This is a genomic window from Thermanaeromonas sp. DSM 22490 (genome assembly GCF_056378755.1).
Genome location: NZ_JBJHHE010000013.1, coordinates 51,512 through 66,465 on the forward strand (window position 1 = coordinate 51,512; position 14,954 = coordinate 66,465).

12 protein-coding genes are annotated in these 14,954 nt (G+C 53.9%); all 12 read right to left on the bottom strand.

Translation table 11 applies throughout. The features are described from left to right. Nucleotides 1–2 precede the first annotated feature (2 nt). On the bottom strand, nt 3–1,058 hold the full coding sequence (locus AC1BI1_RS09680) for a BMP family protein (RefSeq protein WP_476717082.1): 1,056 nt from the start codon (nt 1,056–1,058) through the stop codon (nt 3–5). A 59-nt stretch (nt 1,059–1,117) separates the two neighbouring features. Then, nucleotides 1,118–1,624: a (2Fe-2S)-binding protein gene (locus AC1BI1_RS09685; RefSeq protein ID WP_476717083.1), complete on the bottom strand. Its 507-nt coding sequence runs from the start codon at nt 1,622–1,624 to the stop codon at nt 1,118–1,120. Beyond that, the gene (locus AC1BI1_RS09690; protein ID WP_476717084.1) at nt 1,599–2,492 is read right to left on the bottom strand and encodes an FAD binding domain-containing protein; all 894 of its coding nucleotides are present in this window, start codon (nt 2,490–2,492) and stop codon (nt 1,599–1,601) included. Before AC1BI1_RS09690 ends, AC1BI1_RS09685 begins: the two co-directional genes overlap by 26 nt. Nucleotides 2,493–2,503: 11 nt before the next feature. Further along, entirely contained in the window at nt 2,504–4,789 is a 2,286-nt protein-coding gene (locus AC1BI1_RS09695; protein ID WP_476717085.1) for a xanthine dehydrogenase family protein molybdopterin-binding subunit, read from the bottom strand. 8 nt (nt 4,790–4,797) lie between these two features. Further along, the gene (locus tag AC1BI1_RS09700; protein ID WP_476717086.1) at nt 4,798–6,120 is read right to left on the bottom strand and encodes an amidohydrolase family protein; all 1,323 of its coding nucleotides are present in this window, start codon (nt 6,118–6,120) and stop codon (nt 4,798–4,800) included. Between the two features lie 176 nt (nt 6,121–6,296). Then, on the bottom strand, nt 6,297–7,346 hold the full coding sequence (locus AC1BI1_RS09705) for a BMP family protein (RefSeq protein WP_476717087.1): 1,050 nt from the start codon (nt 7,344–7,346) through the stop codon (nt 6,297–6,299). Then, nucleotides 7,347–8,687, bottom strand: a complete 1,341-nt coding sequence (locus AC1BI1_RS09710; protein ID WP_476717088.1) for an amidohydrolase family protein — start codon at nt 8,685–8,687, stop codon at nt 7,347–7,349. Between the two features lie 7 nt (nt 8,688–8,694). Continuing rightward, nucleotides 8,695–9,183, bottom strand: a complete 489-nt coding sequence (locus AC1BI1_RS09715) for a (2Fe-2S)-binding protein (RefSeq protein ID WP_476717089.1) — start codon at nt 9,181–9,183, stop codon at nt 8,695–8,697. A gap of 26 nt (nt 9,184–9,209) precedes the next feature. Next, nucleotides 9,210–11,447, bottom strand: a complete 2,238-nt coding sequence (locus tag AC1BI1_RS09720; protein ID WP_476717090.1) for a xanthine dehydrogenase family protein molybdopterin-binding subunit — start codon at nt 11,445–11,447, stop codon at nt 9,210–9,212. Between the two features lie 10 nt (nt 11,448–11,457). After that, nucleotides 11,458–12,387, bottom strand: coding sequence for an ABC transporter permease (locus AC1BI1_RS09725; RefSeq protein WP_476717091.1), 930 nt, complete (start codon nt 12,385–12,387; stop codon nt 11,458–11,460). Beyond that, nucleotides 12,380–13,459, bottom strand: a complete 1,080-nt coding sequence (locus tag AC1BI1_RS09730; protein WP_476717092.1) for an ABC transporter permease — start codon at nt 13,457–13,459, stop codon at nt 12,380–12,382. The genes AC1BI1_RS09725 and AC1BI1_RS09730 overlap by 8 nt, the downstream gene beginning before the upstream one ends. A 41-nt stretch (nt 13,460–13,500) precedes the next feature. Continuing rightward, nucleotides 13,501–14,898 (bottom strand): amidohydrolase family protein, encoded by a 1,398-nt coding sequence (locus tag AC1BI1_RS09735; RefSeq protein ID WP_476717093.1) that lies wholly within the window; start codon nt 14,896–14,898, stop codon nt 13,501–13,503. Nucleotides 14,899–14,954 lie beyond the last annotated feature (56 nt).

Here is a 14,954-nt window from a genome sequence, read left to right on the forward strand (position 1 = left end):
CCTTATTTCTTCTGTTCCTTCTCCTTAGCCAGTTTTTCCAAGTCTATTTTCTTGGTCTTCAGATCTTCTATCACTTGTTTTACCTTATCCTTGACTCCCGGTGGCAGCTTGCTCTCGTATTTGGCATTCCATATGATGCCTGTGGCTCCCTCATTCACACCCATACCGTAGAACTTGGGCTCAAACTTGCCGTCCTTTATGATTTTGATCAGGTAATCAATGGCAATGGGGTAACTCTGGATACTAGTCCCCGCTATGGTGTCCGGAGCCACGGTACTCTGGTCGTGGTCGTAACCTATGGCCGTAACGCCCTTCTCTACTGCCGCCTGGATCACGCCCAGACCAGCCTGGTCGGCGTTGCCCAAGACCACGTCTGCTCCCTGCTCGATGAAGGCCCGGGCCTGCTCCTTGGCCTTGGCCACATCTTCAAAGCTGCCCGTCATGGTAGCCAGAACCTTTACGTTGGGATTGGCCATCTTGGCACCTATCTCAAAGCCTACCATAGCGTTCCTTATAGGAGGTATATCCATCCCGCCTATATAGGCAACTATATTCTTCTTAGTGATCAGGCCGGCCAGGTAGCCTCCCAGGAAACCCGCTTCTATATTCATGACTTGCAGAGAAGCCAGGTTAGGGGGCTGACTAATGGTGCTGCTGGTAACCACGAACTTCACGTTTGGAAAGTCTTTAGCTACTTTTTTGGCCGCATCCCCGAATTCAAATCCATGCCCGATGATTACATCAAATCCCTGGGAAGCAAAAGCTCTGAAAGCTTCCTCCTGTTCCGACTGAGAAACCCTCTCCCGGTAAACACCTTCGATACCGTAGTGCTTCTCAGCTTCTTTTAGTCCTTCATATGCCGAGGCGTTCCAACCCATATCATTAATGGGACCGGGCAACAGCAAAGCCACTTTTAATTTTTTCTCGGATTTTTGGTCCTTAGGCTGGCTTTGTTGGTTTTGATTTTGAGGCTTGCTTTCTTGCTTTTGACCTCCTCCACAGGCTGTCACACCCAAAAGCAGGAGCAGAGCTGTCAAAATGGCTAGTAGCCTCTTCATAACGCTTTACCTCCCTCGCTGATTTTAAGTTTTTTAGAGAGTTTTGGAACACTATAGGCTCATAACTCCGGATCATAAACCGATCCACCACCCCCTTTGTCCCCTAATTTACTCACCTCCTCAATGGCCTCAATAATCTGCTGATAACCTGTGCACCGGCACAAGTTACCGGAAATTGCTTCCTTTATCTCCTTTCGTGAAGGATTAGGGTTATGGTCCAGCAAAGCTTTGGCGCTCATAATCATCCCTGGCGTGCAGAAGCCGCACTGCAGGGCATTATACCGGATGAAGGCCTCCTGCAGCGGGTGAAGCCTCCCATTTTGCTCCAGCCCTTCAATGGTATATATTTCCTTGCCTTCGGCCGAAGCCGCGAGGACCAGGCAGGCATTGACCGCTTTGCCGTCCATGATAACTGTACAGGCCCCGCATTCTCCTATGCCACAGCCTTCCTTAGTCCCGGTTAAATGCAATTCTTCGCGCAACACATCTATTAATCGCTTATGGGGTTTTACTTTTACGCCGTATTCCTTGCCGTTAACCCTAAGCTTGAGCTCCAGTAAAGACATCATCCAGCCCCCCGGCTCTGAGAATGGCTCTTCTAGTAAGGGAAGCTATGGCCGGCATTTTGTACGGAGTTGACCACCTCGGCCCGGTAATGCGCACCATTTCCTCGGCCAGTTTCTGCCCCGCCTCAATAGCCAGTTCCCTGGTCAACCTCTTCCCCCGTATAACTTCTTCGGCCGCAGTCACCCTGGCCGGAACCGGCAGAACTGCCCCCGGAACAATGTGAACTTCTTCCACCAAACCACCTTCACCTCTCTTTAACAGTACGGCCACACTTAACCTGGCTATGCTCATAGCCTTGCGCCGACCGAGCTTTATAAAGCAGCTGCCTGTTCCCGGAGCGAGCCTCACAAAATTGATCTCCGTAACCATCTCCCCGGGTTTAAGGGCGGTTTTATACGGTCCTGTAATGAACTCAGCCAGGGGTAACCTTCGCTCTCCCGCCAGGCTCCTTATGGTAACCTCTGCTTCCAGGGCTATTAAAACCGGCAACGTATCGGCTGCAGGTGAGGCATTGCATATATTCCCCCCTACTGTACCCCTGTTGCGGATCTGGGGCGATCCCACCTGGCCGCAAGCCTCGGCCAAAAAGGGGGCGCCTTCTCTAATAACCGAAGAGGCAGCGATCTCAGCGTGGGTAGCCAAGGCGCCCAGAGCGATAGTCCCATTGCTCTCACAGATGTAAGATAGCTCTTCCAGGTGGCTTATATCTACCACTAACTTTATATTTCGTATGCGCTGGCTTTCTCCCCGGAAAGCTACCAGGAGATCAGTCCCTCCCGCCAGTGCACACGCTGTTTCTCCCCCCTGGGAAAGCAGGCGCAAAGCATCTTCTACCGAACGGGCCTTTACGTAATCGAACTTATGCATGGCCACACCTCCTACGTCCTTTTTAGGGCCTTGCCTAATAGGACTTTTTCTAAGTTCGCAGGTAGACTGCGGACCCGCCTACCCGTGGCATCGGCAATGGCGTTTATTATGGCGGCAGCCACACATTCCGTAGCCGGCTCGCCCAGGCTTTTGGCATTAAACGGGCCTACCGGATCCTCGCTCTCCAGGAACAGGGGCTTCATTTCCGGCATATCCAGGGCTGTGGGTATAAAGTAGGAATCAAAATTGGGATTTAAGATTAAGCCTTTATCTATTTCCACTTCTTCCATTAAGGCCATACCCATACCCATGGCAATGCCACCGTAAACTTGCCCGGCTGCCAGGGCCGGGTTAATGGGCCGTCCCACGTCATGTCCGGAAGTAACCCTTAAAACCTCTACCTGACCTGTCTCGGTATCCACTTCCACCTCAGCTACTACACAGTTATAGGTATACGTAGGAAAAGCCCTTCCCTGCCCGGTAGGACGATCCCAGGGGAGTTCCGGAGGTTTCACCCAGCCCAGTTGGGTCAAAGTTTCACCGCGGGAGAGGCAGTAACCCACCGCTTCCTTAAAGGCCACTTTCTTCTCGGGGTTAGCACGGCAGTAGATCATTCCTTCTTCGCTCGCCAGTTCCTCCGGCAGGCAGCCCAGCATCTCAGCCGCCCCTTTAAAGATTATCTCCTTTACCTTGCGGGCTGCCAGGAGCATAGCCCGTCCTCCTGTATAGGTCCCCCGGGAAGCCACAGTCATTCCGCCATCCGGCATGGTAGAAGTATCCACTCGCTGGTACACTATATTGCTTAAGGGTATACCTAATTCCTCAGCCACTATCTGGGCATGGGAAGTAGACATTCCCTGTCCGTTATCCGTAAGCCCGGAACGGATGATAACACTGCCGTCATCCTGCACCGAAACCAATCCGCCCGTAGCGTCGGCGGTTTCGGCTCCCAGGCCGCAGCCGCGGTAGCTTATGGCCAAGCCTATACCTTTGCGCTTGTACCCGCTCCTTTGCCTCTCCTGGGCGTACTCCGACCGTTTGCGGTAATAACCCGACTCTTTAAGGACCCTATCCATTACCTCTAGGAGGGTAACCAGCTGATCATCCAATTTCTGACCTGTGATGGTCACCGAGCCGAACCGCAGGGCGTTCTTACGCCGCAATTCCACCGGATCCATGCCTAAAGCATCTGCCAGCTCATCCATCAAGGACTCCTGTCCAAAAATCACCTGGGGAGAGCTATAGCCCCGCATGGCTCCGCCGTATACATTGTTGGTATGCACGGCATAGACATCTACCTTCACATGGGGTATCTCATAACAGCCGGCGGCATGGACACAGGCCCGCCAGTTCATGAACTGGGCCTGGGAATTGTAAGCTCCGCCTTCATCCACTAACTCGGCTTCAAAAGCCATTATCTTCCCGTCTTTTTTAGCGCCGATTTTATAGCGCAAGCGGAAGGGATGTCGCTTGGCGCTCTCAATAAAGGATTCCTCCCGCGTATTTACAATCTTCACAGGTCTACCGGTTTTCACCGCCATAATAGCCGCCCTACCGCACATCAAACCCATTACCTCTTCTTTGCCCCCAAAGGAGCCACCTAAGGTCTGCTGGATAACGCGTACCTTCCCCAGGGAAGTGCCTAAAGCCGCAGCTACGTAGCGCCTAGTCATGTAGGGATTTTGTACCGAAGCGTAAACGGTAATGGAGCCGTCCACCGGATCGGGTACCACCACCGCCGCTTCCGGCTCGAGGTAGGCATGCTCTATATAGGGCGTGCGGTATTCCCGTTCGATTATTACATCGCTCTGGGCAAACCCCTCTTCCACATTGCCCTTGCGTACAGGCCAGTGAGAGTTCTGCACGATATTTCCCGGCGCGTAATCCTGCACCTGAGGAGCCCCCGGTTGCAAAGCTTCTTCTATGGTAAAAACCCCCGGCAAGGGCTCATACACTACTTCTATGGCCTTTATGGCTTCTTCAGCAATATCGGGATCTTCAGCAGCTACCATGGCTACAGCATCGCCGGTATACCTTACGCGATCTTCGGCCAGAAAAAGATAGGTGAACCATGACCGGGCTGACGGCAGGTCCGCAGCGGTTATAACACACTGAACTCCGGGGAGGGCCTGCGCCATGGACACGTCAATTTTTATAATCCGGGCATGGGCATAAGGGCTGCGCAGGACCTTTCCGTAAAGCATCTGGGGAAAATAGAGGTCTGCCGCATATTTAGCCCGGCCGGTAACTTTTTCATAGGCATCCACGCGGGGTAGAGGTCGACTGATAACTGCCATATGCCTGTTTACACCTCCGTTCTCGTCTCTCTCCACAACTTGTGGGTAGCCTTCTTTAAGTCCTCCTTGACTTTATCCTGGGTTAAGGACAGTACCCGGCCCTCGGCTACTACCAGCCGGCCTCCCACCATTACTGCTCTGATGTTTTCCGGATTGCGATAAAGAACGATCTGGTCGAAAATATTCTTTTCATTTACCGGTGTGGGAGTATCAGAAGAGACGGCTACCAGGTCGGCTTTACAGCCGGGTTCCAAGCGTCCGAGGTCCGGCCTTCCCAGCGCCCTGGCACCTACTTCCGTGGCCATGGCCAGAACCGTCCGTGCCGGCATTACCGCCGGGTTTTTTTGGGCTGCTTTATGCAAAAGGAAGGCTCCCCGCATGACTTCAAAAAAGTTATTTATATAACCGTCGGTTCCCAAGCCCACCATTACCCCGCGGTCCAGGAGCTGGGGAACAGGAGCAATTCCGCCCCCTACCTCGCAGTTGGAAAGGGGCATGTGCACCAGCTTGACCTTATATAGACTTAAAAGCTCAATTTCTGCCGGACTTAAGTCTACTCCCTGGGAGGCCAGCACATGAGGTCCTAAAATTCCAAGATCCCTATACACTTCTACCGGCCGCTTGCCGTATGTCTCTAAGCAGTACCGGGGTTCATAGCTGCTCTCCGAAAGGTGCATGTGCAGCATAGCCCCCAAGTCTTGGGCCAGGTTATCGGCCTTTTTAAGGAATTGGGGAGAACAAGTAAAAGTGGTATGAACGCTTACCAGCCCTCCCACAAGTTCTCCGGAACCCTCCCTTATTAGGCGCGCGTTCTCTTCCAACCCCAACTGGCCATTTTCTGTACTTACGCGCTCGCAAGCCTCAAAGGAGAGGATCCCTCTCAGTCCCGCCTTTTCCACCACTTCCTTCTCTATCAGCAGGGCTCCGGGCAGAGCATAAGGCGCTTCCAGGATATCGCAAAAGGTGGTAATGCCGGAACGCAGCATTTCCAGACAGGCCCAGGCAGTAGAAGCCGCGATCATCTCGTGGTCCAGCCGGTTTTCGATCAGGGGCCACCAGAAATCGTCCAAGAAGCTCTTGAAGCCCGTAAGTGTCACAGGGACCTCAATGCCGTGGGAAAGGACTCCGTACATATGCATATGCCCATTTATAAAGCCGGGGATTATAAGGCAGTCGCGAAAATCGTATACCTGTTCCCTACCCAGGTTTTGTAAGAGTTCATCGTTAGGCCTTACTTCCAGGACCTCTCCATCCTTTATGCGTATCCCCCATTCCCGCAGGGCCCCCCGAGTAACCGAAGGGATGAGGAAGCCGCCCAGAACAACCGCCATTCTCTAACTTCCTCCTGCCCATTCTTTATTTAAGCCAGCCTTGTGGGGCCAAGACCCGGGAGGGTCCGGCCCCGTTCCAGGTTATTTGCTTCTTGGAGGCGGTCTTGGCCCCTGAGGGCGCGAAAGCCAAGACAGGCTAGCCGCAAAACAAGGCATACCTCCATTACCCGCCCTTCTTACTTGTACTGTCTGATATCTAATTTGCCTTCCTCCAAATCTTTCATAATTCTAGCGATCCTGTCTTTAACTTCTTGGGGAACCTTATTCTCAAATCCGTGCCACGGCGAGAGATAAACGGCGCCTTCTTTTACCCCTAAGTTGTAAAACTTGGGTTCAAACTTGTTGTTATAGATAAGTTCCACCACGTAGGAAATAAGAACCGGTACGCTTTTTATGACGCTGACCAGCACTGTGTCCGGGGCTATGGGATTCTGATCCATATTGCTGCCTATGGCTAGGATCTTTTTCTCCTGGCAGGCCTGGATGGAACCCAGCCCGGCCTGATTGGCATTGGCCATTATAATATCGGCGCCCTGGGCTATCATGGCCAAGGCCGTTTCTTTAGCTTTATTGACATCGTTAAAATTGCCGGTGTAAGCGGTGAGCACTTTTATGTTAGGATCGATGTACTTGGCTCCCTTTTCAAACCCCTGGATTGAACCCACTATGGGCGGTATCTGTTCCCCTCCTATAGCTCCTACCACCTTTGATTTGCTCATAAGCGCGGCTATGGCGCCCATTACAAATCCCTGCATTTCGTTATCTATATTTACCGAAGCTACGTTGGGCGGCTGGGATATATTGCTGCTGGTTACTACAAACTTGCTGTTGGGGAACTGGGGAGCTACTTTTTTGGCCGCATCGCCGAATTGGAACCCATGGCCTATGATTACGTCATACCCTTGCAAGGCAAAGCCCCTGAAATTCTCTTCCATATCCGACTGGGTTACATTCTCTACATAGGCTACGGAAGCGCCATATTTCTTCTCTGCCTGTTTTAACCCTTCGTAAGCCGAAGCGTTCCAGCCCATATCGTTGATGGGGCCGGGGAGCAGGAGGGCAATCTTAAGCTGCTTTTTGCCTTCCTGAGCCTTGCCGCTGTCCGAACTCTTGCTCTCTACTTTGCTTTCCGCATTGCCACCACCGGCAGGGGCTTTACCGCCGCACCCTGTCACCGCGACCAGTAGTATCACCGCTAGGATAATAGCCAGCCACTTCTTCACCATCTAAAAGACCTCCTTTAGTTTTGTTAGCCTTTGCTGAACCCTCTCCCTAACTTCCTCTTCATCCACCAGCGTAGACCTACCGTGCATAACCACCACCCTGCCGTCCACCAGGACTGTATCCACATCACCCCCATTGGCATTATATACCAGAGCCGATTCTATGCGGTGAACAGGCCAGATGTGGGACCGGTCCAGGCGGACCGTTATAACGTCGGCTTTGGCCCCTTCCCGCAACACTCCTAAATCCTCCCTACCTAAAGCCCTGGCACCGCCTTCTGTTGCCATGCGCAGCACATCCTCGCAAGCAATGGCTCCAGCATCCATGGCCCGGAGCTTTTGCAGACAGGCCGTGAACTTGAGGACCTCCAGCATATCCTGGCTGTTATTGCTTCCCGGGCCATCGGTGGCCAACGCCACCTTTATGCCCTTTTTAAGCCAGTCGGTAACCCGAGCCGCACCGGAGGCCAGGTACATGTTGGCCACCGGGCAATGGACCAATGACACCCCGCTCCCGGCCACCACTTCCAGCTCGTCGTCCTCCAGCCATACCCCATGTACGTACTGTATGTTTTCTCCCAGGCAGCCCTGCTGCTTTAGCCAATCCACGTTGCGTAAGCCGTATCTTTCTAGGGTTCTCTGTACTACTGCTTCGCTTTCTGCTACATGAATCTGAAGGAAAATCTTGTTTTTGCGGGCGTAGTCCACAGCTGTTCTCACCAGCTCCGCCGAACAGGCCCAGGGATTGAGCAAACCCAGGGCCACTCTTAGACGGTCTCCGGCCTCTCCCTGCCACTTCAACAGGAGCCGATCCATTTCTTTAAACACTGTCTCTTTATCTTCCATCAGCGGCGGATGGTAATTCTGATCTGCGGAGGTGCGGCACAGGTATCCCCGTATTCCCGCGTCCCGCATAGCCTGTAACACCATGTCAGAACTGGCCTTGGTGGTATGCACATAATGCATATCTATTACCGTAGTAGAACCGCACTTCAAGTTTTCCAGGCAACCGATCAGGGCTGCGAGATAAAAATCCTCTTCGACCATACGCGTAGCCCATGGCCACACGGCTGTCTTCAGCCATTCCAGTACGGGTTTGTCGTCTCCGAGCCCCCGGATGAAGGTCTGGAAGAGGTGGGAATGGGCGTTAATAAATCCCGGTAGAACAGCACAATTTTGAGCGTGTATCACTAGAGAACATCGTTGTTCCAGCGCCTTCTGACGCTCGTCGTCTGACCTTACTTCTTTAATGCGATTCCCCTCTATCCAGACATATCCCCGCTTAAATTCCGCCTTCTCTCCGTCCCGGGTTAAAATCCACCCGTCTTTGATAAGAATGCCCATGCTTCCCTCACTCTTCCGGAAAAGATTTATCAAGCTTGGTGGCAGCCGCTTTAATGGCTTTTACTATGGGCTCGTATCCTGTGCACCGGCATAAATTGCCGGAAATGCTGGTACGTATCTCTCCTTCCGTGGGATCAGGGTTTTCTTCCAGGAGGGCTTTAGCGCTCATAAGCATGCCGGGAGTGCAGTAGCCGCATTGGACCGCATGATGTTCTATAAAAGCCTCCTGTAAGGGGTGAAGTTTCCCTTCTCTCACTAGACCTTCCACCGTCTCGATACGGGCCCCATCGGCCTGGGGGGCCAGCACGAGGCAGGAGTTTACTGCCTTACCGTTCATGATTACCGTGCACGCCCCACACTCTCCTATGCCACAGCCGTATTTAGTGCCCGTCAGGCCCAGTTCCCCTCTTATAACTTCCAAAAGCGTAGCATTAGGATCTACTTCCCCCGTCCATTCCCGGCCATTGATATTGAAGGTGATTCGCACCCTGGCCAAGGTTATCCCCCCTTTAAGCCTCTGCTTCAGTCGCCCCTTACCTTGCTCAGCACTTTTTCCAGGGAGGCGGGTATCTCGTACAACCTACTCCCGATGGCGTGGCATACAGCATTAATTATGGCCGGCGCTACGATCTGGGTGGCTGGCTCGCCCAGGCCGCGGGCGCCCAGGGGGCCGAACCGGCACGGCTTTTCCACTACTAGCGGAATTATGCTGCCGGTATCCAAGGCCGTCGGCAGCAAATACCGGTCATAATTGATATTCCGGATCTCTCCCGCGGCGAGCCCCAGGTCCTCCAGCAGGGCATAGCCGATGCCCATAGCAACCCCGCCGCTGATCTGGCCTTCCACTTCCAGCTTATTTAAGGCTTTTCCGACATCATGGGCGGCATAGTAGCGTAAAACCTCTACTTTACCCGTCTCCAAATCTACCTCTACTTCTGCTATGCTGGCTGCGTACACATAGGCAAAGTAGGCTTCGCCCTGCCCCTTTTCCCTGTCCCAAAATACGTCAGGCGCCTTGTACCACCCGAAACCGTAAAGGCTTACACCCCGTCGGTAACATTCCCCCGCCACTGTCTCAAAGGATAAGGCCCTGCTCCCGTCCCGGGTTGCGACCCGTCCTTCTTTAAATTCTACTTCTTCGGGAGAACACTCCAACAGCTCGGCAGCCACTCCGGCCATGGCCCGGCGTACCTGTTCTGCCGCTTTCAGGACCGCATTCCCTCCTATCACCGTGCCCCTGGAGGCCACGGTAGGACCGCTGTCCGGGACCCGGGAAGTATCCACGGCATTAACATTTATCCTGTCCACCGGGAGGCCCAGTATCTCCGATGCAATGCGGGCAAAGGCAGTACGCGAGCCCTGACCAACTTCCACTATCCCGCAGGAAAGATCCGCCGTCCCGTCCCGGTGAATAAGCAACGCCGCAGCGGCAGCATCCAAGCCCTCTCCACCGGCACCTAAACACGAACCGCGAAAGCTGCACGCCAGGCCAATACCTTTGCGCTTATACCCCTTCTCTCGGCCGTAATTCTTTCTCTTGTCCTCCCAGCCGGAAGCCTCGGCCACGCGGTTAAGGCAGGCAATAAGGCTCACGTCCCGCATCACCTGGCCCGTGGGCCCCGTATCCCCTTCCCTTAGGGCGTTCTTCAACCTTAACTCCAGGGGGTCCATACCCAGGATTTCCGCCAGTTCATCCATGAGGAGCTCCGTCGCGAAGTTTACTTGCGGCGAGCCAAAGCCCCGCAAAGCATCGGAGTACACATTATTGGTAAATACTCCGTAAACATCCACCTGTACATGGGGAATCCTATAGGGACCGGTAGCCTCCACGGCGGACCGCCAGGTAACCAACGGGGTCTTGGACACGTAGGCCCCTCCGTCCGCCACGGCGTGAACCTTAAGGGCGCAAAGGGTGCCATCCTTTTTGGTTCCGATTTTATAAGTCAGCACATAGGGGTGGCGCTTGGTGCCTTCTATAGTTGACTCCTCGCGGGTAAGGCTTATCCTGACCGGCCTCTTTAAGAGCATAGCCACCAGCGCAGCCCTGGCGGCCAGCACCCCCATGTCGTAGTCCTTGCCGCCAAAGGAACCCCCGATGGTGGTCTCGCGCACAATGACTCTGTTAAGGGGCAGGGCTAAAGCTTCCGCCACCAGGCGCCTGATGTTAAAGGGGCTTTTGCAGGGACAATAGACCACTACATTGTCCCCTTCCGGTACCGCCACCGCCGTTTCTAACTCCAGGGCCGCGTTTTGTACCCGGTGAGTGCGGTAAGTCCGCTCCAGGATAATGTCTGCCTGGGCAAAACCTTCTTCGATATTTCCCCTTCTTACCACATGATGGCAGATAATATTGCTTTCCCCATGCACCTGCGGCGCCTCAGGCCGCATGGCCTCTAGCGGGTCCAATACCGCCGGCAGGGCTTCGTACTCCACCCTGATCTTCCGGGCTGCTTGCCGAGCTATTTCTTCAGTTTCAGCCGCCACCATGGCTACGCCTTCGCCCACATAGCGCACCCGGTTCACTGCCAGGACCGGGCGTTCTTTTTCCTGGGCTACCTCTCCCGGAAAGTCTTTGCCGGTGAAAACTCCCAGTACTCCTCCCACGGCCCGCGCCTCAGACCAGTCGATTTCCTTTATGAGTGCGTGGGGAACCGGGCTCCTCACCACCTTAATCCAGGCCATGTGAGGAAAAGAGAGATCGGCCGCATATTTAGCCCTACCGGTGACCTTGGCTACGGCGTCCAGACGTTTGACGGACACCTGCTTCACCTCACTCTTTCACATATGGCTTTCCTATGGAAGCAGGAGGTACTGCACGGCCCACAAAGCCGGCTAAAGCGGCTATAGTCAAAATATAGGGGATCATGAGCAGTATTTGATAAGGAATGTTAGCTCCGGTCGCTTGCAACCTGTACTGGAGAGCTTCACCCGCGCCGAAGATCATGGCCGCCGCCAGTACGCCGAAGGGATTCCACTTGCCGAAGGTAACGGTGGCCAGGGCTATAAACCCCTTGCCCGCCGTCATATTCTCGGTAAAGAAATTCAAGAGGCTCAAAGACAGATACGACCCGGCCAGGCCGCAAAATATCCCGCTGACCAAAGAGGCGCCGTAGCGAATACGGTAGACATTTATTCCGACGGTATCAGCAGCCCGGGGGTATTCACCCACTGAGCGTATTTTCAATCCCAAGGTGGTTTTGAAAAGAACGAAATAAGTGACGGGCACCAGCAGAAGAGCCAGATAAGTTAGCTCCGACTGGTAAAAGAGCACTTCCCCCAGCACAGGAATCTTGGAAAGAACCGGTAAAGGTACCGGTTTAAAAGCATCTATGGGCGGCGGAGAAATGTTGACGCCAAAAATTACCCGCGCCAGGGAAGTGGTCAAACCTAGGCCCAGGATGTTAAAGGCCGCTCCTATGACCACCTGGTCGGCCCTGGCTGTTACCACCAGGAAAGCGAAAAAAAGTCCTAAAAGGCCTCCAGCCATAGCAGCTACCAGCACTCCCAACCACGCCTCGCCCAGGAAGTAAGAGCCCACCACACCCGCCAGGGCTCCTATAAGCATAATGCCTTCGGCACCTATGTTGACTATGCCTGCGCGCTCGCTGAAAATAAGCCCTGTGGCTGCTAGCAGCAGAGGAACGGCGGTGCGCACATCAGCCGCCAGGAAATTGGTTATTTCTCGCAACACGTCAGTCATTGCTCTTGCTCACCTCTACCCTTTGTCTGGATAACAACTGCTGGAAGTTCAACCTGAACTGCCCCTTGTTCTTTTGCCAGCGCCGGAATAATTCCTCACAAGCCACGAAGATGATGACTACGGCCTGGATTACATAGACCATAGCCACCGGCACTTTGGCCACCATCTGCATCATGTTGCCGCCGCTCCGCAACATGCCAAACAACAGAGAAGCCAGAACAATCCCCAGGGGGGTGTTGTATCCCAACAGCGCCACCGCAATGCCGTCAAAGCCGTAACCCGGGGAGAAAGCCTGAAATAAACGGTGCTGCACGCCCAAAAGTTCGCTGGCCCCCGCCAGGCCTCCCATTCCCCCTGCCAGGAACATAATAAGGAGAGTATTTCTTTTGGCGTTCATACCCGCGTACCCGGCTGCCCGGGGGTTTAACCCGGTTACCCGTGCCTCATACCCCAAGGTAGTGTGCCAGAGAAAGATGTAATAGAACAATACCATGAGGAGAGCTACCACAAAACCCAAGTGCAGACGGGTTCCTCCTAACATAATGGGCAATTGGGCCGTAGGCTGCACCGGCGGGCTCTGGGGAAAATTTCCCGGAGGCTCAATAAGGGGACCGGTGACCATAAGGCTTATAAAATACAGGGCAATATAATTCAACATAACGGTAGAAATGATCTCGCTGGCCCCGAAGCGTACTTTCAGCCATCCCGCTATAAACCCCCACAGGCCTCCTCCTAGGAAGCCGGCCAGGAGCGCCAAGGGAAGATGAACCACCAGAGGAAGGCCTTTAAGGAAAATAGCTACTACTATACTGGTAAGGCCCCCAATATAGAGCTGGCCCTCCCCTCCAATGTTTAGCAAGCCGCCCATTCTGGCGATGGCAAAGCTTAAGCCGGTGAATATAAGCGGAGTAGCCTTAACTACTGTTTCTGCCAGGCCGTTTTTAGAACCCAGGGCTCCTTTGAAGAGATTGCGGTAGGCCACCACCGGGTCCAAACCCATAAAGGAGATTACGGCCGCGCCAACGGCCAGCCCTATAATGACTGCCAGGATCGGGGTAATTAGCCGTTTCATGTCTTTATCCTCAACTCCTTATAGCACTTAAAATCACAAGTCTAAAAGGCCAAGGAACGCCACCCGCGTTCCCGCAGCACCCGCAATATCCCGGCCCGCTCGGCGAGCTTAACGGCTGCCCGGTGGGCCTCCGGCAAAATCGTGTCTTCATTAACCGTCTGCACCCTGCCGCCGGAAAGCACTATTTGACCGTTTACCATAACCATCTCTACATTGGCCTGGGTAGAAGAATAAACCAGAGCGGAAACGGGATGATGCATAGGTACAGCTTTGGCAGCGCCTAGGGGATTAAAGACGAAAAGATCCGCCTTCTTGCCCACTTCCAGAGAACCGATCTCATTCTCTAGGCCCAGAGCCCTGGCCGCATCTATCGTAGCCATCTCCAGGACCTTTTCCGCCGTAATCACCGTGGGGTCCAGGTGATGGACTTTTTGTAACAAGGCAGCGATCTTAAGAGTCTCCAGCATGTCATTGCTGTTATTGCTGCCCGCCCCGTCGGTAGCCAGGCTTACCGTAACACCCGCTTCTACCAACCGCGGTACGGGCGCTACGCCCGAGCAGAGATACATATTGCTGATAGGGTTATAAGATACCCGGGCATCAAAATGCTTGGCTATACGAATATCACGGGCTGTCAAATGCACACAGTGGACCATGAGCAGCCGGGGCCCCATCATCCCCAGTTCCACCATTAGATCTACATCAGGGATGCCGTGCAGGTCTTCGGTGGCCTCGCGATCAAAGGGCGTTTCAGAAATGTGAATCATGGTGCCTGTATCGTATTCCCGCGCCAACTCCTTAATCTTAAGGAGCATTTCTTTGTCGTTGGACCAGGCTGCAGCCGGAGCCAGCCATATCTTGGTCAGGTCATCCTGGTACTGCCGGCAAAGGCGCCGGAAATCCGTTTCCAGTTCTACCGGGCCCTGCATGATGGCCGACGGTACGCCGTACTTCTCTCCCGTATTCATGCAGCCGCGGCCGAAGACCCCCCGGATACCCACGGTGCGGAAAGCTTCCAGAATCCCATCGGATAGCCCGGGCCGGGGATGGGGATACATGTAATCCACCATGGTGGTGGTGCCGCTATGCAAGCCGTCTAAGCAGCCGAGTAGGGCAGCGTGATAGGTATCCTCCGGTTCCAGATACGCAGAGGTGGGAAAAGTAACGTATTTTAACCAGTCCGAAAGCACCCTATCGTCTCCCAGGCCCTTGATAAGCGTCTGGAAAAGGTGGTTGTGGGTATTTATGAGGCCCGGAAAAACGGCTTTGCCAGTTAGGTCCAAAACCTGCTTGGCTGTACCGAACCGGTAGAGAATTTCGTCTTTAGGGCCCACAGCTGCAATGCGCTCTCCCTGTACGGCCACTGCCCCCTCAGAATAGATCTTGCGCCTGGAATTCAAAGTCACTACAGTTGCATTGAGGAGCAAGTAATCGATCACAGTCTCCACACCCTTCTCGGTACTACGAGTTTCCCTGCCCGCTCTGCCATCACCTG